The organism is Vogesella fluminis, assembly GCF_014652335.1.
Lineage (GTDB): Bacteria > Pseudomonadota > Gammaproteobacteria > Burkholderiales > Chromobacteriaceae > Vogesella > Vogesella fluminis.
In genome coordinates, this window is the sequence record NZ_BMYP01000010.1 from 40,752 (window position 1) to 64,678 (window position 23,927).

The window sequence follows — 23,927 nt, forward strand, 5'->3', positions numbered from 1 at the left end:
GTTTTCTTCGTATAATCCCCCCATCCTTTTCTGGCGAATAATGTCATGAGCACAGCAAGCATTTCCGGACTGGCACGCGCCCTGGTGCAGAACGAGCGGCTGGCGACGGCGGATGCCGAGGCGCTGTTCAAACAGGCGCAGAGCACGCGGGTGAGCTTTGTCGAGCTGCTGGTGCAGAGCAAGAAAATGAGCGCGATCGAAGTGGCGGTGTTTGCGGCCAACATGTTCGGCTTGCCCTTGCTGGATCTGGCCGCGCTGAGCCAGGACGGACTGCCGCGCAATCTGGTGGACGACGACACGGTCAATAACGGCCGTCTGCTGCCTTTGTACAAGCGCGGCAACAAGCTGTTCATCGCCACGTCCGATCCGACGCAGGCGACGCTGTTCCACACCATTACCTTCAAGACCGGCCTCAGCATCGAGCTGGTGGTGGTGGAGGACGACAAGCTGGCGCGGGCAATCGGCCGCTATGCCAGCAACCCCGGCAAGATGCTCAACGACCTGGTCGGTGACGAGTTTGGCGAACTGCAGCTGACCGATGGCGATGCGCAACTGGAGAGCGACAGCCTGCCGGATGTCGATGACGCGCCGGTGGTCAAGTTCGTCAACAAGGTGCTGATGGATGCCATCAATGGCGGGGCGTCGGACATTCACTTCGAGCCTTACGAGAAGTTCTTCCGTATCCGCTACCGGGTCGACGGCATCCTTAAGGAGATCGCGCAGCCGCCGCTGGCCATCCGCGAGAAGCTGGCGTCGCGCATCAAGGTGGTGTCCAAGATGGACATCTCGGAAAAACGGGTGCCGCAGGACGGCCGCCTGAAGCTGGTGATTTCCAAGCACCGCACCGTGGATTTCCGGGTCAGCACCTTGCCGACGCTGTACGGCGAGAAGATTGTGATGCGTATCCTCGATTCCTCCGGTGCTGCGCTGGATATCGAGCAGCTCGGCTTTGAGCCGGAGCAGAAGGAAATGCTGCTGCGCGCAATCGAGCGTCCGTACGGCATGGTGCTGGTGACCGGGCCGACCGGTAGCGGCAAGACGGTGTCGCTGTATACCTGCCTCAATATCCTGAACCAGCCGGACAGCAATATTTCCACCGCGGAAGATCCGGTAGAAATCAACCTGCCCGGCATCAACCAGGTCAACGTCAACGAGAAGGCCGGGCTGACTTTTGCCTCGGCGCTGCGTGCCTTCCTGCGCCAGGACCCTGACATCATCATGGTCGGCGAGATCCGCGATTTCGAGACGGCGGATATTTCGATCAAGGCGGCTCAGACCGGCCACATGGTGTTTTCCACCCTGCATACCAATAATGCACCGTCAACGCTGACCCGGCTGCTGAATATGGGCGTGGCGCCGTTCAATGTCGCCAGCTCGGTATTGCTGATCATGGCGCAGCGGCTGGCCCGACGTCTGTGCAACCACTGCAAGGCGCCGGTCGAGATTCCCGAGCAGGCCTTGCTGCAAGCCGGCTTCGGCCAGGAAGAGCTGGATGGCGGCTGGCAGCCGTATGGCCCGGTCGGCTGCGACGAGTGCCGCGGTAGCGGCTATAAGGGACGGATCGGCATCTACGAGGTGATGCCGATTACTGATGCCATGGTGCGGCTGATCATGAGCGGCGGCAATGCGATGGATATTGCCGATCTTGCGCGCCAGGAGGGCATGGTCGATTTGCGCCATGCCGGCTTGCTGAAGGTAAAACGCGGCCTGACGTCGTTGACCGAGATCGAAGCCGTTACCAACGAATAAACAGAAAAATCATTATGCCCACGCCAAGCAAGAAGCCTGCCTCCCATGTCTTTGTGTGGGAAGGGCGCGACCGGGCCGGCAAGGCCATCCGTGGCGAGATTCGTGCCGAGTCGGAAACCGTCGCCCGCGCCCAGTTGCGCCGGCAAGGGGTCAGCCCGACCAGACTGAAAAAACGCGGCGTCAGCCTGCGCCAGCGTATTACCGAAAAGGATGTCGCGCTGTTTACCCGCCAGCTGGCGACCATGATGAAGGCCGGGGTGCCGCTGCTGCAGGCCTTTGATATCGCGGCCAAGGGCCACAGCAATGCCGCCTTCGTGCGTATCCTGCTGGATGTGCGCTCGGAGGTCGAGTCCGGCAGCAACCTGGCCGATGCCTTCCGAAAATACCCGCTGTACTTCGACAAGCTGTTCTGCAACCTGATCGCCGCCGGCGAGGCGGGCGGGGTGCTGGATGCGCTGCTGGACAAGCTGGCGACCTACAAGGAAAAGATCATTGCCATCAAGGGCAAGATCAAGTCGGCGATGATCTACCCGGCGGCAATCATTGCCACCGCCTTCATCATTACCGCGGTGATCCTGATCTACGTGATTCCGGCGTTCAAGGAACTGTTCTCCAGTTTTGGTGCCGATCTGCCGGCGCCGACGCAGATCGTGATCTGGCTGTCGGACCTGTTTGTCGAGTACTGGTGGATGGTGTTCGGCTCCATCGCGGTGGTGATCATCGGTACCGTCAAGCTGTATCAGCGCTCGTCCAGGATGCAGGCGGCACTGGACCGTTTCGTGCTGAAGGTGCCGGTGATCGGCGATGTGGTGCGCAAGGCGACCATCGCGCGCTGGGCGCGGACGCTATCGACGCTGTTTACCGCCGGCGTGCCGCTGGTGGAGGCGCTGGATTCGGTGGCCGGTGCCGCCGGCAACCAGGTGTATGCCGAGGCCACCAGGGTCATCCAGTCGGATGTCAGCGCCGGTTCGACCCTCAACAACTCGATGCAGCGTTCCAATCTGTTTCCCAATATGGTGCTGCAGATGACCTCGATCGGCGAGGAGTCCGGCTCGCTCGACTCCATGCTGGACAAGGTGGCGGATTTTTATGAAGACGAAGTCGATAATGCGGTGGCGTCGCTGTCCAGCTTGCTGGAGCCGATGATCATGATCATTCTCGGGGTGCTGATTGGTGGCTTGGTGATCGCAATGTACATGCCGATCTTCCAGATGGGACAGGTGGTCGGTTGATGCTGGCGCTATTGGCGGAGCTGCCGGCAGGCGGCCAGGTGGCGATTGCGGCACTGCTGGGCCTGCTGCTCGGCAGTTTTCTCAACGTGGTGATCCATCGCCTGCCCTTGATGCTGGAGCGGCGCTGGGCAGTGGAGTGTGCGCAGTGGCAGGGTAGCGAGTTGCCGGAGCAGCCGCCGTTCAACCTGCTGGTGCCGGCCTCTGCTTGTCCGCATTGCCAGGCGCCGATCCGTGCGTGGCAGAATATCCCGTTGCTCAGTTTCCTGCTGCAGCGCGGTCGCTGCAGTCATTGCCGGGCACCGATTTCCTGGCGTTATCCCTTGGTGGAACTGGCCAGCGGCCTGCTGTTTGCCGGCTTTGCCTGGCACTACGGCCTGTCGCCGTGGTGGCTGGCGGCCTCGCTGTTTTCGGTGACGCTGCTGGCCTTGGCGCTGATCGATGCCCGTACCCAACTGTTGCCGGATGACCTGACCCTGCCCTTGCTGTGGGCCGGTCTGCTGTACAACCTGTGGAGTGGCCGGGTGCCGCTGGCGGATGCGGTAATGGGCGCGGTGCTGGGCTACCTGGCGCTGTGGTCGGTGTACTGGCTGTTCAAACTGGTAACCGGCAAGGAGGGCATGGGCTACGGCGACTTCAAGCTGCTGGCGGCGCTGGGTGCCTGGCTGGGCTGGATGCTGCTGCCGCTGGTGATCCTGCTGTCGTCGGTGCTGGGGGCGGTGTTCGGCATTCTGTTGCTGCTGCTGTCGAAACATGAAAAAGGCCAGACCATGCCTTTCGGGCCGTACCTGGCGCTGGCCGGCTGGTGTGCCTTCGTGTGGGGGCCTGCCATCATGCAGTGGTATCTCGGTGCCTAGCCCGGTGATCGGCCTGACCGGCGGCATCGGCGCCGGCAAGAGCACTGTCGAGGGGCTGTTTGCCAGTCTGGGGATTCCCTGTGTCGATACCGACCGCATCGCGCATCAGCTGACTGCAGCCGGTGGTGCCGCAATGCCGGCACTGGTGGCTCAGTTTGGCGCGGCGATCCAGACGCCGGAAGGTGCGCTGGATCGTGGCGTGATGCGGCAGAAGGTGTTTGCCGATGCCGGCGAGCGGCAGCGGCTGGAGGCCATTCTCCATCCACTGATCCTGGCGGAAAGCCGGCGGCTGCTGGCTTCGCTGCAGGAGGCCCCTTACGTGCTACTGGCGGTGCCGCTGCTGTTTGAAACGCCGGCTTATCGAAACCTGGTGGCCGAGACGTTGCTGGTGGATTGCGAGCCAAGGCTGCAGCGTGAGCGGGTGATGCAGCGCAGCGGCTTGCCGGCAGTACAAGTAGATGCCATCATCGCCGCACAGATGCCACGTGCCGAGCGACTGGCCCTGGCGGATGCCGTGCTTGATAATAGTGGCGATTTGGCGCTATTGTCGCGGCAAGTCGAGAACAAACATCGTTATTATCTGCAACGTTTTGCTGCGGCCAACCTTGCTACCCCTTCAAATTCTGTGGATCCGGCGCTGTGACTAGTTTCGAGTTTCCTGTTACCGAACGTACCAGAACACTGCTCCGGCTGGAGCAGCTTTATCAGCGGCTGGCTTTCTTCGTGGCACAGGATGAACCATACCAGCATCACGCTGCGCTGATGGCGCTGTTCGAGGTGCTGGAAGCGGCCGGCCGTACCGAGTTGAAATCGGAGCTGCTGCAGGAACTGGAGCGGCAGAAGCAGGCGCTGGAGAGCTGGCGCGACAGCCCGGCCATTGAGCAGGTGGCGCTGGAGCAGGTGCTGGACGAGATCGAACTGGCATCGCAGAACCTGCTGGAGCTGAGCAGCCGCTTTGGCCAGCATCTGCGCGAAAACGAGTGGCTGATGGCGATAAAGCAGCGCGCCATCATTCCCGGCGGCACCTGCTCCTTCGATTTGCCTTCCTACTACCTGTGGCTGCAGCAGCCGGTGGCGCAGCGCCGTGCCGACCTGCAACGCTGGGCGCAGCCGCTGATGCCGACGGCACAGGCTGCGGCCATCCTGTTGAAACTGCTGCGCGACAGCGGCAAGCATTTTTCCTATGTTGCGCGCCGTGGCGCGTTCCAGCAGATGTCCGGCGGCAAGGTGGTGCAACTGATCCGCATCAGCTTTGCCGACAGCTACCGGGTAGTGCCGGAGGTCTCTGCCAACAAGTATGCGCTGAATATCCGTTTTGTCGATGCCGGCACCGGCGAGGTGCGTTCGCGCCAGGCGGAGCAGGATATCGAGTTCACCCTGACTTTTTGCAAGTTCTGATTGCCGATGACCTCGCCCACTATCGTTCGCTGTCCGCAATGCAAGACCCCGGTGCGCTGGGGCCCTGACAGCCCGTACCGCCCGTTCTGCAGCGAGCGCTGCAAGCTGATCGACCTCGGCCAGTGGGCCGACGAACAGTACCGTGTGCCGGCGACGCCGGATCTGCCGTTCGACGACCATCCCGATTGAGCGCCGAGCGCCGAGCGCCAGCCAGCAAAAAGCCGTTGCCCGCAAGGCAACGGCTTTTTCATTGCTGGCCGGTGATTCAGGTGCGGGCCAATACCGCGCCCTGCGCAAAATACTGGTGCACGCCGGACATGATCGCTTCCGCCATCTGCTGCTGGAAGGCCGGGCTGAGCAGCTTCTTTTCTTCCTCGTAGTTACTGATGAACGCGGTTTCCACCAGGATGGAGGGGATGTCCGGCGCCTTGAGCACGGCAAAGCCGGCCTGCTCCACCTGCGGCTTGTGCAGGCGGTTGAGATTGCCCATCTTGCCCAGTACCAGCTTGCCCAGTTTCAGGCTGTCATTGATGGTGGCGGTCTGTGTCAAGTCGAACAGGGTGTGGGCGAGGTAGCGGTCCTTGCCGCTGATCTTGACGCCGCCGATCAGGTCGGCATCGTTCTGGCTCTTGGCCAGCAGCCGCGCCATGCTGCTGGTGGCGCCGTTTTCCGACAGTGCGAACACCGAGGAGCCATTGGCGGTGCGGTTGGCGACGGCGTCGGCATGGATGGAGATGAACAGGTCGGCGCCGAGTTTGCGCGCCTTGGCCACGCGCACCCCCAGCGGGATGAACACGTCCTCGTCGCGCGTCAGGTGCGCCTTCATGTTTTTTTCACTGTCGATCAGCTTCTTCAACTGGCGGCTGATACGCAGCACCACGTCTTTTTCATAGACGCCGGACGGGCCGACCGCGCCGGGGTCCTCGCCGCCGTGGCCGGGGTCGATGACCACGGTGATGATGCGGTTCTTGTCGGTGCGGCCCTTGCCGCCCAGTGGTGCCTGCTCGTTCAGCTGCCCCTTGTTGTAGTCCTGCAGCAGCGCCAGCAGCGGATCGTCCTGCTGGCCACTGGCCGGATACAGATCCACCACCAGCCGGTGCCGGTACTCGCCGATCGGCTGCAGCGAGAAGATCTGCGGTTTGACCTCGTTGCGCAGGTCCAGCACCAGGCGTACGGTGTTGCTGTTGAACTGGCCGGCGCGCGCGGTCTGGATGAAGGGGTCGGCGCTCTGGATCTGCTTGTTGATGTCTTGCAGGATGCCGGTCAGCTGCACGCCTTCCAGGTCGATCACCAGCCGGTTCGGATCGGCGAGGCTGAAATGCTTGTAGCGGATGGTTTCGCTGGCCTCGATGGTGACGCGGGTGTAGGTTGACGACGGCCACACCCGTACCGCCACGATCTGGCTGCTGCTGGCGAAGCCGATGCGGCTGACGCTCAGGAAAAACGTGGCCGCGGCGGCACCGATCAACTGGCGGCGGCGGGGGTCGCAAGGCGGGAGAGGCATTGGTGTCCTGTTTCGCTAAAGGCTTGAAGGCGATAGTTGCGACCAGCGTCGCAGACCGAGAGTTCCAGCACCAGGTCGGGCGGCGGCAGGCAGTCACCGGCCTTGTCCGGCCATTCGACGATGCACAGCGTGTCGGCGGCAAAGTAGTCACCAAAGCCCGCATCGTGCCATTCGTCCGGATCGGTAAAACGGTACAGGTCGAAGTGGTGCACCATCAGCGGCGGCAGGCTGTAGCTTTCCACCAGGGTATAGGTCGGGCTTTTCACCCGCCCCGCATGGCCCAGCGCCTGCAGCAGGCCGCGGGTGAAAGTGGTCTTGCCGGCGCCGAGATCGCCGTGCAGTTGCAGCTGGATGCCGCCGTGCAGCACTGCGGCCAACGTGGCGCCCAGTTGCAGGGTGGCGCTTTCATCGGCAAGGAAGCCTTGCCGCAGGCTGGTATCATCCATTGCCATGAGTGAAATATCCTGTAAAAGCGAGAATTATCGCCAATTGGCCAGCCAAATCAAGGGATGGGCCAAAGAACTCGGTTTTGCCGAGGCACATATCACGGCGGCGGCATTGCCGCCCGAGGCCGAGGCCGGCCTGCTGGCATGGCTGGCGGCGGGCAATCATGGCGAAATGGATTACATGGCGCGCCACGGCGTGATGCGGATGCGGCCGGCGGAACTGGTGCCGGGCACGGTGCGCGTGATCAGCCTGCGCATGCACTACTGGCCGGCGGCGGCGCGTGCTGCCGAAGCGGTGCTGGGCGACGGCACACGCGCCTACCTGTCGCGCTATGCCCTGGGCCGCGACTACCACAAGGTGATACGCAACCGCTTGCAGAAGCTGGCCGAGCGCGTCACGCAGGCGGTGGGCGAACACGGCTACCGCGTGTTCACCGACAGCGCGCCGCTGGCCGAGGTCGCGCTGGCGGCACAGGCGGGGCAGGGCTGGCGCGGCAAGCACACCCTGCTGCTCAACAAGAAGCAGGGCTCGCTGTTTTTCCTTGGCGAGATTCTCACCGATCTGCCGTTGCCGGAGGATGACAGCGAGGATGGCCACTGCGGCAGTTGCACGCGCTGCATCACGGCCTGCCCCACCGGTGCCATCGTGGCGCCGTACCAACTCGATGCCCGGCGCTGCATTTCCTACCTCACCATCGAGCTGAAGGGCGTGATACCGGAGCCGCTGCGGCCGCTGATCGGCAACCGTGTCTATGGCTGTGACGACTGCCAGCTGGCGTGTCCGTGGAACCGTTTCGTGGTGCACTCGCGGGAGGAGGATTTTGCCGTGCGTCACGGGCTGGACGATGTCAGCCTGCTGGAGCTGTTCGGCTGGGACGAGGCGACCTTTGCCAGCCGCATGGCCGGCAGCCCGATCTACCGTATCGGCTACGCCAAGTGGCTGTCCAATCTGGCCATCGGGCTGGGCAATGCGCCGTATGCGGTGGAGATTGTTGTTGCGTTGCAACAGCAGCAGGATCATGCGGACGACGTGGTGCGCGAATCGGTGCGCTGGGCGCTGGCGCAACAACAGGGCCGCGCATGAAAGGTTGGCCGCAAGGCCTGCGGCCAACCTTGGGCGGGCGCTCAGTCCAGCGCGCGGGTGAAGTGGAAGGAGGAGATCACGAACTCCTTGCGCAGGTACAGCTTGTGCGCGGCGGTGCGCCAGGTGCCGGAATCCAGCACCAGGAAGCGGCAACCCAGCGCCCGCGCCTCGGCCTCGCACCAGTCGATCAGCGCGCTGCCGACGCCTTGCGAGCGCAGGCGCTCGTCGGTGACCAGATCGTCGATGTACAGGCGCAGGTCTTCGTAGGTGTTCTCGTAGACGCGGTACAGCGCCAGGCCTGCCACCTGATCGTCCTCGTTCAATGCCGCCACCAGCCGCGCGCCGTAGCCGGTGATGCGCGCCATCTTGGCGACATAGCTGGCGCTATCTTCCGGCAGCATCGGCCGCAACTGCCTATGCACCGCCAGCGCCGCGGCCAACGTTTGCGGCCGGGTGATATGGCCGTGCCCGTCGCACAGCCGTTCGATGCGCAGCGTGCCCATCAGGCGGGACGCGACGGCGCGATCACCAGCGATTCGCCTTCCAGTACCACATTGCCCTTCACCAGGCATTGGGTGGCGAACTTGACGCGCTTCTTCGCCGGGTCCAGCTCGGTGACGGTGACGCGGGCGGTGACGGTCTCGCCGAGACGTACCGGTGCTTTGAACCTGGTCGACTGCGACAGGTAGATGGTGCCGTTACCCGGCAGGCGGGTGCCGACCACGGTGGAAATCAGTCCGGCGGTGAGCATGCCGTGGGCGATGCGGGTCTTGAACATCGACGCTTCGGCGTATTCCTGGTTGATGTGTACCGGGTTGTCGTCGCCGGAAACGGCGGCAAACATCAGGATATCGGCCTCGGTGATGGTCTTGGCGTATTCGGCGCTGTCACCGATCTGGATGTCTTCGAAGTAGACAGTCATGCTGTGCTCCCTGTTTTGGCAAGAAATGCCGCAAGTAGCCGCCACGATGACAGCACTTGCGACAGGAATGTCCGGTCTGTCGGCGTGTTATGACATGCTCAATTGTTGCAGCGCATTCTGACACGCTTTACCTTAAATGCAAATTGCGGGGAAAATGGCGTAATATTTGTGTCACCCCTGTTGTACTGCAGTTTTTTTGTAGGCAATCTACCAATTAAACGCTTGTTCGATATTGTGCTGCCGCCTCATGCCAGGCAGCCGCACATTGACGACAATTGTTCAACTCAGAGAGTTCGCTGGAGGAATATGAAAGCTCTAGTCGCTGTGAAACGCGTTGTCGATTACAACGTGAAAGTACGCGTCAAGGCCGATGGCACCGATGTGGATGTCGCCAACGTCAAGATGTCGATGAACCCGTTCGACGAGATCGCGGTTGAAGAAGCCGTACGCCTGAAGGAAGCCGGCAAGGTCTCCGAGATCGTGGTGGTATCGCTGGGGGTGAAACAGTGCGAGGAAACCCTGCGTACCGCACTGGCCATGGGCGCCGACCGCGCCATCCTGGTGGAAACCGACGCCGAGCTGCAGCCGCTGGCGGTGGCCAAGCTGCTGAAGGCGATCGCCGACAAGGAACAGCCGCAGCTGCTGATCGTCGGCAAGCAGGCGATCGACGACGATGCCAACCAGACCGGCCAGATGGTGTCGGCACTGTTGGGCTGGGGCCAGGGTACCTTCGCTTCCAAGGTTGACCTGTCTGCGGAAACCGTGGACGTGACCCGCGAAGTGGATGGCGGCCTGGAAACCGTCAAGCTGCGCCTGCCGGCGGTGGTCACCACCGACCTGCGCCTGAACGAGCCGCGCTACGTCAAGCTGCCGAACATCATGGCCGCCAAGAAGAAGCCGCTGGACAAGACCTCCCCGGCCGATCTGGGCGTCGATGTCGCCCCGCGCCTGAAGACCCTGAAAGTGGCCGAGCCAGCCAAGCGCTCGGCCGGTATCAAGGTTGCCAATGCCGCCGAGCTGGTGGCCAAACTCAAAAACGAAGCAAAGGTGCTGTAAGCCATGGCCATTCTCGTTATCGCTGAACACGACAACCAGAGCCTGAAAGCAGGCACTCTGAATACCGTTACCGCCGCCGCCAAGCTCGGCGAAGTGCACGTGCTGGTCGCCGGTCACAATGCCGCTGCCGCTGCTGATGCCGCCAAGAGCGTTGCCGGCGTGGCCCGCGTGCTGCTGGCCGACAACGCCGCCTACGCCCACGGCCTGGCCGAGAACGTGGCACCGCTGGTGGTGGACTTGGCCACGGCTTACAGCCACGTGCTGGCTCCGGCAACCTCCTACGGCAAGAACCTGCTGCCGCGCGTGGCCGCGCTCTTGGACGTGGCCCAGGTTTCCGACATCATCGCCATCGAATCCGCCGACACCTTCGTGCGTCCGGTGTACGCCGGCAACGTGCTGGCCACCGTGCAGTCGCTTGATGCCATCAAGGTCATCACCGTGCGTACTACCGCCTTCGAGGCGGCGGCTCAGGGCGGTGCGGCCAACGTTGAGGCGGTCGCTACCGTGTCCGACGCCGGCCTGTCCAGCTTTGTCGGTCAGGAGCTGACCAAGTCCGATCGTCCGGAACTGGGCGCCGCCAAGATCATCGTGTCCGGTGGTCGTGCGCTGGGCTCCGAAGAGCAGTTCAAGGCCATCATCGAGCCGCTGGCCGACAAACTGTCCGCCGCCGTCGGTGCCTCGCGCGCTGCGGTGGATGCCGGCTACGCGCCAAACGACTACCAGGTCGGCCAGACCGGCAAGGTGGTGGCGCCGCAGCTGTACCTGGCGGTGGGCATCTCCGGTGCCATCCAGCACCTGGCCGGCATGAAGGATTCCAAGGTGATCGTGGCGATCAACAAGGATGAAGAGGCGCCGATCTTCCAGGTGGCCGACTATGGCATCGTCGGTGACCTGTTCACCGTGGTGCCGGAGCTGATCGCCGAGCTGTCCAAGTAATACCCGCAGTACCCATAAAACAAGGTGCGGCGCCACGGTGCCGCACCACACAAGAAGACCGGCCATGACCGGTTCGTCTGGAGGAGCCCATACCGCGCAGTGCGCAGCGTGCGGCTTGTCCGTTGGCGGACACATGGCCGGTTTTTTTGCACGAGAAATGACGAGAAACGACACAGAGGAGCGATCAATGATTTACAAGGCACCCAGCAAAGACATCCGCTTTGCCCTGAACGAGCTGGCCGAGCTGCCGGCCATCTGCACCCTGCCGGGTTACGAAGACTGCAGCGTCGAACTGACCGAAGCCATTATGGAGGAAGGCGCCAAGTTCGCCGAGAACGTACTGGCGCCGATCAACCGGCTGGGCGACAAGGGCGCCAAGTGGGCACCGGATTTCAGCGTGACCGCCGCCGAGGGCTTCAAGGATGCGTGGCAACAGTATGTCGAGGCTGGCTGGGTCGGCCTGCGTGCACCGGCCGAGTTCGGCGGCCAGGGCCTGCCGGCACTGGTGGCCATCGCCGCCGAGGAAATGTGGTGCTCGGCCAGCCTGGCGTTCTCGCTGGCGCCGCTGCTGACGCTGGGCGCGATCGAGGCCATCAATCACCATGCCTCCGGCGAACTGAAAGCCGTCTACCTGCCGCGCATGTCCAGCGGCGAGTGGACCGGTACCATGAACCTGACCGAACCGCAGGCCGGTTCCGACCTGGCCCAGGTACGCAGCAAGGCGGTGCCGGTGGGGGATGGCAGCTACAAGATCAGCGGCCAGAAGATTTTCATCACCTGGGGTGAGCACGACATGGCGGACAACATCGTCCATCTGGTGCTGGCCCGCCTGCCGGACGCCCCGGCCGGGGTGAAGGGTATCTCGCTGTTCATCGTGCCCAAGTTCCTGGTGAATGCCGACGGCAGCCTGGGCGCGCGCAACGACGTGCGCTGCGTGTCGCTGGAGCACAAGCTGGGTATTCACGGCAGCCCGACCGCGGTGATGAGTTTCGGCGACGACGGCGGTGCCATCGGCTACCTGGTGGGCGAGGCCAACAAGGGGCTCTCCTACATGTTTACCATGATGAACCACGCGCGCCTCGGCGTTGGCGTGGAAGGCATGGCGGTATCCGAGCGCGCCTACCAGAAGGCGGTGGAATACGCCCGCGAACGCGTGCAAAGCCGTGCCATCGGTTCGCCGGATGCGGCCGGTGTCGCCATCATCCAGCACCCGGACGTGCGCCGCATGCTGATGACGATGAAGGCGCAGATCGAGGCGCAGCGTGCGCTGGCCTACTATGCTGCCGCCGCGCTCGACCGCGCCGCGCGTGATCCGGTTGCCAGCGAGGCGGCGCGCAGCCAGGCGCTGGTCAATTTCCTGATCCCGGTCGTAAAGGGCTGGAACACCGAGCAGGCCAACGAAATCACCAGTCTGGCGATGCAGATCCACGGCGGCATGGGCTATATCGAGGAAACCGGCGTTGCGCAGTACTGCCGCGATGCGCGCATCACCGCCATCTACGAAGGCACCACCGGCATCCAGGCGCTGGACCTGATCGGGCGCAAGACCGCCAGCGAAGATGGCGCGACCGCGCGCTGGTTGCTGGAAGAAGTCAAGGTTACCGCCGGCAAGCTGGCGGCGGCGGGCTACGCCAGCCTTGCGGCCAACCTTGAGGCGGCGGCTGCGGATGCCGAGCGCTGCGTCGCCTTCATTCTCGACACCTTCGGCAGCCGGCCGCAGCTGGCCGCCGCCGGGTCGGTGCCGTTCCTCAAGCTGATGGGCATCGTGCTGGGTGGCTGGATGATGGGGCGCGCCGCGCTGATCGCCCGTGCGCAGCAGGGCGAGGAGGATGCCGACGCCGGGTTCCTGGCGGCAAAGATCGTCACCGCCCGTTTCTATGGTGAACACCTGCTGCCGCAGACCTCCGGCCTGGCTGCCGCCATTATCCACGGTGCCGATAGTGTGCTGGAGCTGGACGCCGCACTGTTCTGAGCGGGGGCTTGATCTGCAAGAACCGCCGGTGCCGCAGCTGCGGCACCGGCGGTTTTCATATGCTATTCGCCGCTGGCGACGTGTGGGGCTGCTGTGTTGCTGGCCGGTGGGTGGTGCGGAACAACTTGCCGTATGCGCGCATTTTTTGTAAGGTTTGACGCTAGCGTAAACAAGGGCTTAGCCGATGATGGCGACTGTATCCATTGTTCAGAAAAGCATCAGTCCTGCCGTGCGGCCTTGCCGATCCGGCCGGAAACAGGATATACTTGAAAAGTTTAACCGAACGGGACAAGCGCACGTCGCTATGGTCCCGTTTGTTGTATCAATAAACCAAAAATATCATTATTAGGAGCCAGCCAGTGACAACCGTACCCGCGATTCTTGCCTTGGCTGACGGCACGCTGTTCAAAGGCGTCGCCATCGGAGCCAACGGCCACACCGTCGGAGAGGTGGTATTCAATACTGCCATGACCGGTTATCAGGAAATCCTTACCGACCCGTCCTATACCCGGCAGATCGTCACCCTGACTTATCCTCATATCGGCAACGTCGGCGCCAACTCGGAAGATACCGAGTCCGGCGCCGTCTTTGCATCCGGCCTGATCATCCGTGATCTGCCGCTGCTGCACAGCAACTTCCGTGCGGAAGACTCGCTGTCCGATTACCTGACGAAGCACAACGTTGTCGCCATCGCCGACATCGACACCCGCAAACTGACCCGCATCCTGCGCGAAAAAGGCGCCCAGCCAGGCTGCATCATGGCCGGCGACATCGACGAGGCGAAAGCCGTCGAGCTGGCGCGCGGTTTCGGCAGCATGGCCGGTCAGGATCTGGCCAAGGTGGTCAGCTGCAAGGAAGCCTACGGCTGGACGATACGTGAATGGCGTCTGGGGCAGGGTCATGTCGAGCAGACCGATACCCCGTTCCATGTGGTGGCCTACGATTTCGGTGTCAAGCACAACATCCTGCGCATGCTGGCCGAGCGCGGCTGCAAGCTGACCGTGGTGCCGGCCGAGACGCCGGCCCGCGACGTGCTGGCGCTGAATCCGGACGGCGTGTTCCTGTCCAATGGCCCGGGCGATCCGGAACCATGCGACTACGCGGTCACCGCCATCCGCGATATCCTGGATACCAAGCTGCCGGTATTCGGCATCTGCCTCGGCCACCAGTTGCTCGGTCTGGCGGTCGGCGGCAAGACGTCCAAGATGAAGTTCGGCCACCACGGCGCCAACCACCCGGTGCAGGATCTCGATTCCGGCCGCGTGATGATCACCAGCCAGAACCACGGTTTTCAGGTCGACGAGGCCAGCCTTGCGGCCAACGTACGTGTCACCCACCGTTCGCTGTTCGACCAGACGGTGCAGGGCATCGCGCTGACCGACCGTCCGGCCTTCTCCTTCCAGGGTCACCCGGAAGCGAGCCCGGGGCCGGAAGACGTGGCCTACCTGTTTGACCGTTTCATCGCCATGATGGCTGCGCACAAAGCGGCCTGATCACCGAGGACGCATCATGTTCGGCATCACTGACCTGACCACTTACATACTCGGCACCATCTTCATCGTGCTGCTGCCGGGCCCCAATTCGATGTATGTGCTGTCGGTGGCAGCGCAGCGCGGGGTGCGCGCCGGCTTTGCCGGTGCCTGTGGCGTGTTCGTCGGTGATTTCGTACTGATGACGTTGGCCGCAACCGGTGCTGCCGGTCTGCTGCAGGCCAATCCGGCGCTGTTCGCCATCGTCAAGTATGCCGGCGGTGCCTATCTGGCGTGGCTGGGCATTGCCATGCTGCGTGGTGCCTGGGCCGGCTGGCAGCAGCGTCGCCAGGGCCAGGCCGCGGTGGCGGCACCGGTGCTGGACAGCAACCGTCCGTTTTCCAGGGCGCTGCTGATCAGCCTGATGAACCCGAAGGCGATCCTGTTCTTCGTGTCGTTCTTCGTGCAGTTCGTCGATCCGGCCTATCCCTACCCGGCACTGACCTTTGCCATCCTCGGCGCCATCGTGCAGCTGTGCAGCGCGCTGTACCTGACCACGCTGATTCTGGCCGGCAACCATCTGGCCGAGGCGTTCCGTCGCCGCCGTCGCCTGTCGGCGGCGATGGGCGGGGCGGTCGGTGCCATGTTTATCGGTTTCGGCGCCAAGTTGGCCGCCGCCAGCCTGTAATACCCGGCGTCTCCGGCAGCGGGCCACGTCAGCCTGCCGGAGCGTGTAAAACATTGAATAATATTGAGCGATTACCATGCCTAAACGTACTGATATCAAGAGCATTCTCATCATTGGCGCTGGCCCGATCGTCATCGGCCAGGCCTGCGAGTTTGACTACTCCGGCGCGCAGGCGTGCAAGGCACTGCGTGAAGAAGGCTACAAAGTCATTCTGGTGAACTCCAACCCGGCCACCATCATGACCGACCCGGACATGGCCGACGTGACCTACATTGAGCCGATCAACTGGCAGGTGGTGGAGAAGATCATCGCCAAGGAACGTCCGGATGCGATCCTGCCGACCATGGGTGGCCAGACCGCGCTGAACTGCGCGCTGGACCTGGCGCGCAACGGCGTGCTGGAAAAGTACAAGGTCGAGCTGATCGGCGCCACCGAAGACGCCATCGACAAGGCGGAAGACCGCGGCCGCTTCAAGGAAGCAATGGCCAAGATCGGCCTGTCCTGCCCGCTGTCCTTCGTCTGCCACACCATGGAAGAATCGCTGGAAGCACAGACCAAGGTCGGCTTTCCGACCCTGATCCGCCCGTCCTTCACCATGGGCGGCTCCGGCGGCGGCATCGCCTACAACAAGGAAGAGTTCCTGGCCATCTGCGAGCGTGGTTTCGAAGCGTCGCCGACCCACGAACTGCTGATCGAACAATCCGTACTCGGCTGGAAAGAGTACGAGATGGAGGTGGTGCGCGACCGCAACGACAACTGCATCATCATCTGCTCGATCGAGAACTTCGACCCGATGGGCGTGCACACCGGTGACTCCATCACCGTGGCCCCGGCGCAGACGCTGACTGACAAGGAATACCAGATCATGCGCAATGCCAGTCTGGCAGTGCTGCGCGAGATCGGTGTCGATACCGGCGGCTCCAACGTGCAGTTCGCGACCAACCCGGACACCGGTGAGATGATCGTGATCGAGATGAACCCGCGCGTGTCGCGTTCCTCGGCACTGGCGTCCAAGGCCACCGGCTTCCCGATCGCCAAGATCGCCGCCAAGCTGGCAGTCGGCTTCACCCTCGATGAACTGAAGAACGACATCACCGGCGGTGCGACCCCGGCCTCGTTCGAGCCGTCCATCGACTACGTGGTTACCAAGATTCCGCGTTTCGCCTTCGAGAAATTCCCGCAGGCCGATGACCGCCTGACCACGCAGATGAAGTCGGTCGGCGAAGTGATGGCCATGGGTCGCACGCTGCAGGAATCGATGCAGAAAGCGCTGCGCGGCCTGGAAACCGGCCTCTCCGGCTTCAACTCCGTTACCAGCGATGAAGAGGCGATCCGTCACGAACTGGGTGCTCCTGGCCCGGAACGCATACTGTACGTGGCCGATGCCTTCCGTATCGGCATGAGCCGTGATGACATCCACGCCATCAGCAAGATCGACCCGTGGTTCCTGGCGCAGATCGAAGACCTGATCGGCGAAGAAAAAGCGCTGGCCGGCCGCAAGGCGGACAGCCTGGATTACGACGAACTGCGTCGCCTGAAGCGCAAGGGATTCTCCGACCGTCGCCTGGGCGAGCTGCTGGGCACCGACCAGGCTGCCGTGCGTAGTCACCGCTGGGGCCTGAACCTGCACCCGGTATACAAGCGCGTGGATACCTGCGCCGCCGAATTTGCCACCAACACCGCCTACATGTACTCCACCTACGAAGAGGAGTGCGAGTCCAAGCCGACCGACCGCAAGAAGGTAATGGTGCTCGGCGGCGGTCCGAACCGTATCGGCCAGGGTATCGAATTCGACTACTGCTGCGTACACGCCGCGCTCTCCCTGCGCGAATCCGGTTTCGAGACCATCATGGTCAACTGCAACCCGGAAACCGTGTCCACCGACTACGACACCTCCGACCGCCTGTACTTCGAGCCGCTGACGCTGGAAGACGTGCTGGAAATCTGCCGCATCGAGAAGCCGTTCGGCGTCATCGTGCAGTACGGCGGCCAGACGCCGCTGAAACTGGCGCGCGCGCTGGAAGCCAACGGCGTGCCCATCATCGGTACCAGCCCGGACATGATCGACGCTGCCGAAGACCGCGAGCGCTTCCAGCAGCTGCTGAACGACCTCGGCCTGAAGCAGCCGCCGAACCGCACCGCGCGCAACCCGGTTGACGCCATGCGCCTGGCCGAAGGAATCGGCTACCCGCTGGTGGTGCGTCCGTCCTACGTACTGGGCGGCCGCGCGATGGAAATCGTGCACGAGCCGGCCGATCTGGAACGCTACATGCGCGAAGCGGTGAAGGTGTCCAACGACAGCCCGGTGCTGCTGGACCGCTTCCTGAACGACGCGATCGAGGTCGATGTCGACTGCGTGTCCGACGGCAGCACCGTGGTGATCGGCGGCATCATGCAGCACGTGGAACAGGCCGGTGTCCACTCCGGTGACTCCGCCTGCTCGTTGCCACCGTACAGCCTGTTCCCGGCGGTGCAGGACGAGATCCGCCGTCAGACCGAAGCGATGGCGCGTGCGCTGAACGTGGTCGGCCTGATGAACGTGCAGTTCGCGATCCAGAAAGACACCATCTACGTGCTGGAAGTGAACCCGCGTGCGTCGCGTACCGTGCCGTTCGTGTCGAAAGTGACCGGTGCACCGCTGGCCAAGATCGCCGCCCGTACCATGGCCGGCATCAGCCTGATCGAGCAGGGTTTCACCAAGGAAGTGATTCCGCCGTACTACGCGGTCAAGGAAGCGGTGTTCCCATTCATCAAGTTCCCGGGCGTGGACACCATCCTCGGGCCGGAAATGAAGTCGACCGGTGAAGTGATGGGCGTTGGCCGCACCTTTGCCGAAGCCTTCGTCAAGGGCCAGCTGGCCGCCGGCGACCGCCTGCCGCGTACCGGCAAGGTGTTCCTGTCGCTGCGCGAGAGCGACAAGGAAGGCGGCATCGAAGTGGCGCGCGAACTGCAGAAGCTGGGCTTCGGCGTGTGCGCCACCCGCGGTACCGCCAAGGCGATGGCCGATGCCGGCATCGTGGTGCAGGTGGTGAACAAGGTGAACGAGGGCCGTCCGCACATCGTCGACATGATCAAGAATGGTGAGATCGACGTGCTGGTCAACACCGTGGACGAGAAGCGCAAGGCGATCCAGGACAGCCACGCCATCCGCCGCTCTGCACTGCAGATGCGTGTGCCGCAGTACACCACCCTGGCCGGTGCCAAGGCGGTCTGCGTCGGCCTGTCGCACGTCGATGATTTCGACGTCTACAGCGTGCAGCAGCTGCACGCCGAGCTGAAGGGCTGAGCCCGGTCAAAGGTTGGCCGCATGCGGCCAACCTTTGAACCCGGAGCAAAATCTCGTTACAATCACCGCTGAATCCAACGTCCAGCAAAGCCGCCGTCCCGTACGGCGGCTTGCGCTTTTATCACAGGGCAGCAGTACGCCCTTGGAGAACCGAGTCATGAACAAAGTCCCGTTGACCGTGCGTGGTGCCGAACAGCTGAAGGCCGAATTGCAGCGTCTGAAAAGCATTGAGCGTCCGTCGGTGATCGAGGCCATTGCCGAAGCGCGCGCGCAAGGCGATCTATCCGAGAATGCAGAATACGACGCCGCCAAAGAGCGCCAGGCCTTTGTCGAGGGCCGTATTGCCGAGCTGGAAGGCAAGATTTCCAACGCACAGATCATCGATCCGACCGAGCTGGATGCAGACGGCCGTATCGTGTTCGGCACCACCGTGCTGCTGACTGATCTGGAAAGTGAAGAGGAAAAGACCTATCAGATCGTCGGCGACGACGAAGCCGACATCAAGCTGGGCAAGGTGTCGGTCAACTCGCCGATCGCGCGCGCGCTGATCGGCAAGGTGGAAGGCGACGTGGCCGAGGTGATGGCCCCGGGCGGCATCCGCGAGTACGAAGTACTGGAAGTGCGCTACATCTGAGCGCGGCGGCCGCCTGGGGCCACACTGGTGCTGTAACGTTGGCCGCAAGCCGGCCGGGAAGAGGAAGACCAATGGACGGATTGCGTGCGATTGCCCGGACCCTGTGGATCGGCGGCATGTGGGTGGTCGGCATCATCGTGGCCCCCATCCTGTTTTCGGCGCTGGATAACGTGACCGCCGGCATGGTGGCGGGGCGCTTGTTTGCCGCCATCGCCTGGGTCGGGCTGGTGTGCGGCATCTTCCTGCTGGCCGACTACGTGCTGCGCTACGGCGCGCGCGGCCTGAAGCAGGGTGGTTTCTGGCTGCTGATGGGCATGCTGGTGTGCATCGTGATCAACCACTTTGCGGTGACGCCGATCATCGCCAGCCTCAAACTGCAGATGAACCATGCTGCCGAAGGCTTGTTCGGTGGCGGCTTTGCCACCTGGCACGCGATCTCCAGCCTGATCTACCTGCTGCAGAGCCTGATGGCGCTGGTATACCTGCTGCGCAGTGACAACTGAGGCGCTTCGTTTCTGGAACGGTGTACAAAGACAAAGCGGTGGCATCGCCACCGCTTTTTGTCTGTCATGCGCGGGCTGCGCCCGGAAGTGACTGCCCGCTAGCCGGCAAGGATCAAGGGCGCGCCTTGAGCGCCTTCTTGCTTTTCGGCAGGTCGATGCGCTTGGCCTCGGACGGGCGGAACAGCACCAGCAGCTTGCCGATGTGCTGCACTTGACCGGCGCCCAGATCGTTAGCAATCTGGTCATACATGGCCACGCGTGCCGCGCGGTCGTCGCCGAGCACGCGCACCTTGATCAGTTCGTGGGCGTCCAGGCTGATGGCGATTTCACGGATAACCGACTCGGTCAGGCCATTGTTGCCGATCATCACGACGGGGCTGAGCGAGTGGGCCAAACCCTTCAGATATTGGCGCTCGACTGGGGTCAGTTCGATTTTCATTGTGGCTTCAAGTTTCAGATCAAAAAGCGATTTTACTAAACTTTAGGTCATTCCCCAAACGGCACATGCATTAATTACTGGAATCCACATGGCAAGAAGCAAGTCTAGCAACGCCTGGCTGCGTGAGCACGTCAACGATCACTATGTGCAAATGGCCCAGAAAGACGGCTATCGCGCGCGCGCCGCGTACAAACTGCTGGAAATCAACGACAAGGACAAGCTGATCCGGCCGGGCACCGTGCTGGCCGATCTCGGCTCGGCGCCGGGCAGCTGGTCGCAGGTGGCGGCGCGCATCGTCGGCGACAGCGGCAAGGTATTCGCCATCGACATCCTGCCGATGGACCCGATCGCCGACGTCGCCTTCATCCAGGGCGACTTCCGCGACGACGAGGTGCTGGAGGAGTTCGTGACCATGCTCGGCGGGCGACAGCTGGACCTTGTAATTTCCGATATGGCACCCAATATTTCCGGGATGAGCGGGATCGACCAGGCCAGGAGCTTTCACCTGAACGAGCTGGCGCTGGAATTTGTCCGTGACCATTTGAAACCCGGCGGCAGTTTCCTCGTCAAAGTGTTCCAGGGCAGTGATTTCCAGCCCTATCTGAAAGCCATGCGCGAGCTGTTTGGCGAAGTCGTAACGCGTAAACCCAAGGCCTCGCGCGACCGTTCCAGTGAAATCTACCTGCTGGGTAAAGACCGTCGCTGACAGTCAGGGATGCCGGGTTTACAATAGAAAAAACCATTTACCAAGTCAGGGCACATAGGAGCACGCTCTTGTGAACAATATCGGAAAAAACATCGCGATCTGGGTCATCATCGGTCTTGTACTGATGACTGTGTTCAACCAGTTTACCAAGCGCCAGGAAACCCAGAATCAGGTCGAGTATTCGCAATTCATGAGCGATGTGGAGTCCGGCAAGATTCAGACGGTGAGCATTGAAGGCAATCCGCTACGCGGCCAGTGGGTACGCGGCAAGCGTACCGACGGCTCCAGTTTCAGCACCTATGCCCCGTTTGACGTGAAAATGGTGGACGTGCTGATCAAGAACAACGTGACCTTCTCCGCCAAGCCGGAAGAGGAACCATCGTTGCTGATGAGCATCTTCATCAGCTGGTTCCCGATGCTGCTCCTGATCGGGGTGTGGTTCTTCTTCATGCGCCAGATGCAGGGCGGCGGCAAGGGTGGGGCGTTCTCGTTCGGCAAGAGCAAGGCGCGCATGCTGGACCAGGACACCAACACCGTGACCTTTGCCGACGTGGCCGGTTGCGATGAAGCCAAGGAAGAAGTGAAGGAGATCGTCGACTACCTGCGCGATCCTTCCCGCTACCAGAGCCTGGGCGGCCGCATTCCGCGTGGCATCCTGCTCGCCGGCTCGCCGGGTACCGGTAAGACCCTGCTGGCCAAGGCCATTGCCGGCGAAGCCAAGGTGCCGTTCTTCAGCATTTCCGGTTCCGACTTCGTCGAGATGTTCGTCGGCGTTGGCGCCTCCCGCGTGCGCGACATGTTCGAGCAGGCGAAGAAGAACGCGCCGTGCATCATCTTCATCGACGAGATCGACGCCGTCGGTCGCCAGCGTGGCGCCGGTCTCGGCGGCGGTAACGACGAACGCGAACAGACTCTCAACCAGCTGCTGGTGGAGATGGATGGTTTCGAGACCAACCAGACGGTGATCGTGATCGCCGCCACCAACCGTCCGGACGTGCTGGACCCGGCGCTGCAGCGTCCTGGCCGTTTCGACCGCCAGGTGGTGGTGCCGCTGCCGGATATCCGCGGCCGCGAGCAGATTCTGAACGTGCACATGCGCAAGGTACCGATCGCTGCCGACGTGGATGCGCCGATCATCGCGCGTGGTACGCCGGGCTTCTCCGGTGCCGACCTCGCCAACCTGGTCAACGAAGCCGCGCTGTTCGCTGCGCGTCGCAACAAGCGCCTAGTCGACATGCTGGACTTCGAATCCGCCAAGGACAAGATCATGATGGGCGCCGAGCGCAAGTCGATGGTGATGTCCGAGGACGAGAAAAAGAATACCGCCTACCACGAGTCCGGCCATGCGGTGGTGGCCAAGCTGCTGCCGAAGTCCGATCCGGTGCACAAGGTCACCATCATCCCGCGCGGCCGTGCGCTGGGGGTGACTATGCAGCTGCCGGAGGAAGACCGCTACGCCTACGACCGCGGCTACCTGATGGACCGCATCGCCATCCTGTTCGGCGGCCGCATCGCGGAAGAGCTGTTCATGAACCAGATGACTACCGGCGCCTCCAACGACTTCGAGCGTGCCACGCAGATGGCGCGCGACATGGTGACCCGCTATGGAATGTCCGACCGTCTCGGCCCGATGGTCTACGGCGAGAACGAGGGTGAAGTGTTCCTCGGCCGCTCGGTGACTACCCACAAGAACATGTCGGAAGCCACCATGCAGCAGGTGGATCAGGAAATCCGCCGCATCATCGACGAGCAGTACGCGCTGGCGCGCCGCCTGCTGGACGAGAACCGCGACAAGGTGGAAGCAATGACCGCCGCGCTGCTGGAGTGGGAAACCATCGATGCCGAGCAGATCAACGACATCATGGCCGGCAAGACGCCGCGTCCGCCATCGCCAGGCTCCGGTTTCAACAAGCCGGACACCAAGCCGCCGGCACCACCGGCACCAGAACCATCGGTGACGCCGGCACAAGAACTGTAAGAACCTTTTCAAGGTCTTGCGAGCTAGAGCGAGACAAGGCAAAAACGGCTGAGGAAGCGGAGTTTGCATCGGGTAAATGAGCACTCCGAAGGTGTTTTTAACGCCGTATCGCCGAAGCGCAGCAGACATTGAACAGGTTCGAAGGCAGGTCAGGTAAACAACAGGGTGTCAGTCCAGACTGACACCCTGTTTTGCATTGGAGAAAGCTATGTCGGTTTTTGCCTGTGGCAGGTTCAGCCTGTCGCTCGAGCGCCCGCTGCTGATGGGCATTTTGAACGTGACGCCGGATTCCTTTTCCGATGGCGGTAGCTACAACCGGCTGGATGCGGCGCTGGCCCACGCCGAGCGCTTGCTGGCCGACGGTGCCGACATCCTCGACATCGGTGGCGAGTCGACACGGCCGGGCGCACCCTACGTCAGCCCGGAAGAGGAGCTGCAGCGGGTGCTGCCGCTACTGCAAAGGTTGGCCGCACTGCAGGTGCCGCTGTCGCTGGATACCCGCCGCACCTCGGTGATGCGCGCCGCGCTGCAGGCCGGTGCCGTCGACCTGATCAACGACGTGTCGGCATTGGAAGACGACGGCGCGCTGGCGCTGGTGGCTGCGGCCAACGTTGGTATCTGCCTGATGCACAAGCAAGGCAATCCGGACACCATGCAGCAGCAGCCGGACTACGCCGACGTGGTGCAGGAAGTCGGTGGCTATCTCGCTCGCCGCATCGAGCTGTGTCTGGAAAACGGCATCGCCCGCGACCGGCTGTTGGCCGATCCCGGCTTCGGCTTCGGCAAGACGCTGCAGCACAATCTGGAACTGCTGCGCGCGTTGCCGCAGCTGGAAGCGCTGGCCGGTGCGCCGTTGCTGGTCGGCATGTCGCGCAAGTCGATGCTGGGCGCCATCACCGGCGAGCCGCAGCCTGACCAGCGCCTCGGTGCCAGCGTGGCGGCGGCGTTGCTGGCGGCGCAGCGCGGTGCCAAGGTAATCCGCGTGCACGACGTGAAGGCCACGCACCAGGCGCTGCAGGTGTGGCAGGCGCTGGGCTGAGCTTGGTGCGGCAGTTGCCCCCGCAAGCGGGT

At 62.8% G+C, this 23,927-nt stretch carries 23 protein-coding genes; 18 read left to right on the forward strand and 5 right to left on the reverse strand.

All coding sequences use genetic code 11. From position 1 onward, the window contains the following. The first annotated feature begins 45 nt into the window (after nucleotides 1-45). The 6 genes from pilB to yacG are packed head-to-tail and all read left to right on the forward strand — an operon-like array spanning nucleotide 46 to nucleotide 5,422. Nucleotides 46-1,749 carry a type IV-A pilus assembly ATPase PilB gene (pilB, locus tag IE083_RS05460; RefSeq protein ID WP_189352619.1) on the forward strand — a complete coding sequence of 568 codons (1,704 nt, stop codon included), beginning with the start codon at nucleotides 46-48 and terminating at the stop codon, nucleotides 1,747-1,749. 14 nt (nucleotides 1,750-1,763) lie between these two features. Next, nucleotides 1,764-2,981 (forward strand): type II secretion system F family protein, encoded by a 1,218-nt coding sequence (locus IE083_RS05465; protein WP_189352620.1) that lies wholly within the window; start codon nucleotides 1,764-1,766, stop codon nucleotides 2,979-2,981. Further along, nucleotides 2,981-3,835 carry a prepilin peptidase gene (locus IE083_RS05470; RefSeq protein ID WP_189352621.1) on the forward strand — a complete coding sequence of 285 codons (855 nt, stop codon included), beginning with the start codon at nucleotides 2,981-2,983 and terminating at the stop codon, nucleotides 3,833-3,835. The genes IE083_RS05465 and IE083_RS05470 overlap by 1 nt, the downstream gene beginning before the upstream one ends. Beyond that, complete coding sequence (gene coaE / locus IE083_RS05475) at nucleotides 3,828-4,478, forward strand: dephospho-CoA kinase (RefSeq protein WP_229799616.1); 651 nt, start codon at nucleotides 3,828-3,830, stop codon at nucleotides 4,476-4,478. The genes IE083_RS05470 and coaE overlap by 8 nt, the downstream gene beginning before the upstream one ends. After that, nucleotides 4,475-5,233, forward strand: a complete 759-nt coding sequence (zapD, locus tag IE083_RS05480; protein ID WP_189352623.1) for a cell division protein ZapD — start codon at nucleotides 4,475-4,477, stop codon at nucleotides 5,231-5,233. The genes coaE and zapD overlap by 4 nt, the downstream gene beginning before the upstream one ends. A gap of 6 nt (nucleotides 5,234-5,239) precedes the next feature. Further along, nucleotides 5,240-5,422 carry a DNA gyrase inhibitor YacG gene (yacG, locus tag IE083_RS05485; protein WP_189352624.1) on the forward strand — a complete coding sequence of 61 codons (183 nt, stop codon included), beginning with the start codon at nucleotides 5,240-5,242 and terminating at the stop codon, nucleotides 5,420-5,422. A 76-nt stretch (nucleotides 5,423-5,498) separates the two neighbouring features. On the opposite strand, the gene IE083_RS05490 is transcribed toward yacG, so the two are convergent. Beyond that, a complete protein-coding gene (locus IE083_RS05490; RefSeq protein ID WP_189352625.1) occupies nucleotides 5,499-6,737 on the reverse strand; it encodes an N-acetylmuramoyl-L-alanine amidase in 1,239 nt (412 codons plus the stop codon). Beyond that, on the reverse strand, nucleotides 6,698-7,183 hold the full coding sequence (gene tsaE / locus IE083_RS05495) for a tRNA (adenosine(37)-N6)-threonylcarbamoyltransferase complex ATPase subunit type 1 TsaE (RefSeq protein WP_373295172.1): 486 nt from the start codon (nucleotides 7,181-7,183) through the stop codon (nucleotides 6,698-6,700). Before tsaE ends, IE083_RS05490 begins: the two co-directional genes overlap by 40 nt. Nucleotides 7,184-7,226: 43 nt before the next feature. Between tsaE and queG the strand changes: the two genes are divergently transcribed. Next, entirely contained in the window at nucleotides 7,227-8,267 is a 1,041-nt protein-coding gene (gene queG, locus IE083_RS05500) for a tRNA epoxyqueuosine(34) reductase QueG (RefSeq protein WP_373295171.1), read from the forward strand. Between the two features lie 41 nt (nucleotides 8,268-8,308). Here queG and IE083_RS05505 read toward each other — a convergent pair whose 3' ends face one another. Both IE083_RS05505 and IE083_RS05510 read right to left on the reverse strand, forming a co-directional pair. After that, nucleotides 8,309-8,770, reverse strand: a complete 462-nt coding sequence (locus IE083_RS05505; protein WP_189352628.1) for a GNAT family N-acetyltransferase — start codon at nucleotides 8,768-8,770, stop codon at nucleotides 8,309-8,311. Next, nucleotides 8,770-9,189 carry a MaoC family dehydratase gene (locus IE083_RS05510; protein ID WP_189352629.1) on the reverse strand — a complete coding sequence of 140 codons (420 nt, stop codon included), beginning with the start codon at nucleotides 9,187-9,189 and terminating at the stop codon, nucleotides 8,770-8,772. Before IE083_RS05510 ends, IE083_RS05505 begins: the two co-directional genes overlap by 1 nt. 306 nt (nucleotides 9,190-9,495) lie before the next feature. On the opposite strand from IE083_RS05510, the gene IE083_RS05515 reads away from it, so the two are divergent. The 8 genes from IE083_RS05515 to IE083_RS05550 all read left to right on the forward strand — a co-directional run bounded on the left by IE083_RS05515 (nucleotide 9,496) and on the right by IE083_RS05550 (nucleotide 19,733). Beyond that, nucleotides 9,496-10,245 (forward strand): electron transfer flavoprotein subunit beta/FixA family protein, encoded by a 750-nt coding sequence (locus tag IE083_RS05515; RefSeq protein WP_189352630.1) that lies wholly within the window; start codon nucleotides 9,496-9,498, stop codon nucleotides 10,243-10,245. A 3-nt stretch (nucleotides 10,246-10,248) separates the two neighbouring features. Then, nucleotides 10,249-11,181, forward strand: coding sequence for an electron transfer flavoprotein subunit alpha/FixB family protein (locus IE083_RS05520; RefSeq protein ID WP_189352631.1), 933 nt, complete (start codon nucleotides 10,249-10,251; stop codon nucleotides 11,179-11,181). 187 nt (nucleotides 11,182-11,368) lie between these two features. Next, on the forward strand, nucleotides 11,369-13,153 hold the full coding sequence (locus tag IE083_RS05525; RefSeq protein WP_189352632.1) for an acyl-CoA dehydrogenase: 1,785 nt from the start codon (nucleotides 11,369-11,371) through the stop codon (nucleotides 13,151-13,153). Nucleotides 13,154-13,512: 359 nt separating this feature from the next. Beyond that, nucleotides 13,513-14,646 carry a glutamine-hydrolyzing carbamoyl-phosphate synthase small subunit gene (gene carA / locus IE083_RS05530; RefSeq protein WP_189352633.1) on the forward strand — a complete coding sequence of 378 codons (1,134 nt, stop codon included), beginning with the start codon at nucleotides 13,513-13,515 and terminating at the stop codon, nucleotides 14,644-14,646. A gap of 16 nt (nucleotides 14,647-14,662) precedes the next feature. After that, entirely contained in the window at nucleotides 14,663-15,310 is a 648-nt protein-coding gene (leuE, locus tag IE083_RS05535) for a leucine efflux protein LeuE (RefSeq protein ID WP_189352634.1), read from the forward strand. 76 nt (nucleotides 15,311-15,386) lie between these two features. Beyond that, nucleotides 15,387-18,596 (forward strand): carbamoyl-phosphate synthase large subunit, encoded by a 3,210-nt coding sequence (carB, locus tag IE083_RS05540; RefSeq protein WP_189352635.1) that lies wholly within the window; start codon nucleotides 15,387-15,389, stop codon nucleotides 18,594-18,596. Between the two features lie 157 nt (nucleotides 18,597-18,753). After that, entirely contained in the window at nucleotides 18,754-19,230 is a 477-nt protein-coding gene (greA, locus tag IE083_RS05545; RefSeq protein ID WP_047966974.1) for a transcription elongation factor GreA, read from the forward strand. Between the two features lie 71 nt (nucleotides 19,231-19,301). Then, nucleotides 19,302-19,733: a DUF4149 domain-containing protein gene (locus IE083_RS05550; protein ID WP_189352636.1), complete on the forward strand. Its 432-nt coding sequence runs from the start codon at nucleotides 19,302-19,304 to the stop codon at nucleotides 19,731-19,733. Between the two features lie 112 nt (nucleotides 19,734-19,845). On the opposite strand, the gene yhbY is transcribed toward IE083_RS05550, so the two are convergent. Continuing rightward, nucleotides 19,846-20,172 carry a ribosome assembly RNA-binding protein YhbY gene (yhbY, locus tag IE083_RS05555; protein WP_189352637.1) on the reverse strand — a complete coding sequence of 109 codons (327 nt, stop codon included), beginning with the start codon at nucleotides 20,170-20,172 and terminating at the stop codon, nucleotides 19,846-19,848. Nucleotides 20,173-20,260: 88 nt separating this feature from the next. On the opposite strand from yhbY, the gene rlmE reads away from it, so the two are divergent. The 3 genes from rlmE (at nucleotide 20,261) to folP (ending at nucleotide 23,895) form a co-directional block, all read left to right on the forward strand. Continuing rightward, complete coding sequence (gene rlmE / locus IE083_RS05560; protein ID WP_189352638.1) at nucleotides 20,261-20,878, forward strand: 23S rRNA (uridine(2552)-2'-O)-methyltransferase RlmE; 618 nt, start codon at nucleotides 20,261-20,263, stop codon at nucleotides 20,876-20,878. Between the two features lie 70 nt (nucleotides 20,879-20,948). Beyond that, a complete protein-coding gene (ftsH, locus tag IE083_RS05565) occupies nucleotides 20,949-22,856 on the forward strand; it encodes an ATP-dependent zinc metalloprotease FtsH (RefSeq protein ID WP_189352639.1) in 1,908 nt (635 codons plus the stop codon). A gap of 208 nt (nucleotides 22,857-23,064) precedes the next feature. Next, entirely contained in the window at nucleotides 23,065-23,895 is an 831-nt protein-coding gene (gene folP / locus IE083_RS05570) for a dihydropteroate synthase (protein ID WP_189352640.1), read from the forward strand. Nucleotides 23,896-23,927 lie beyond the last annotated feature (32 nt).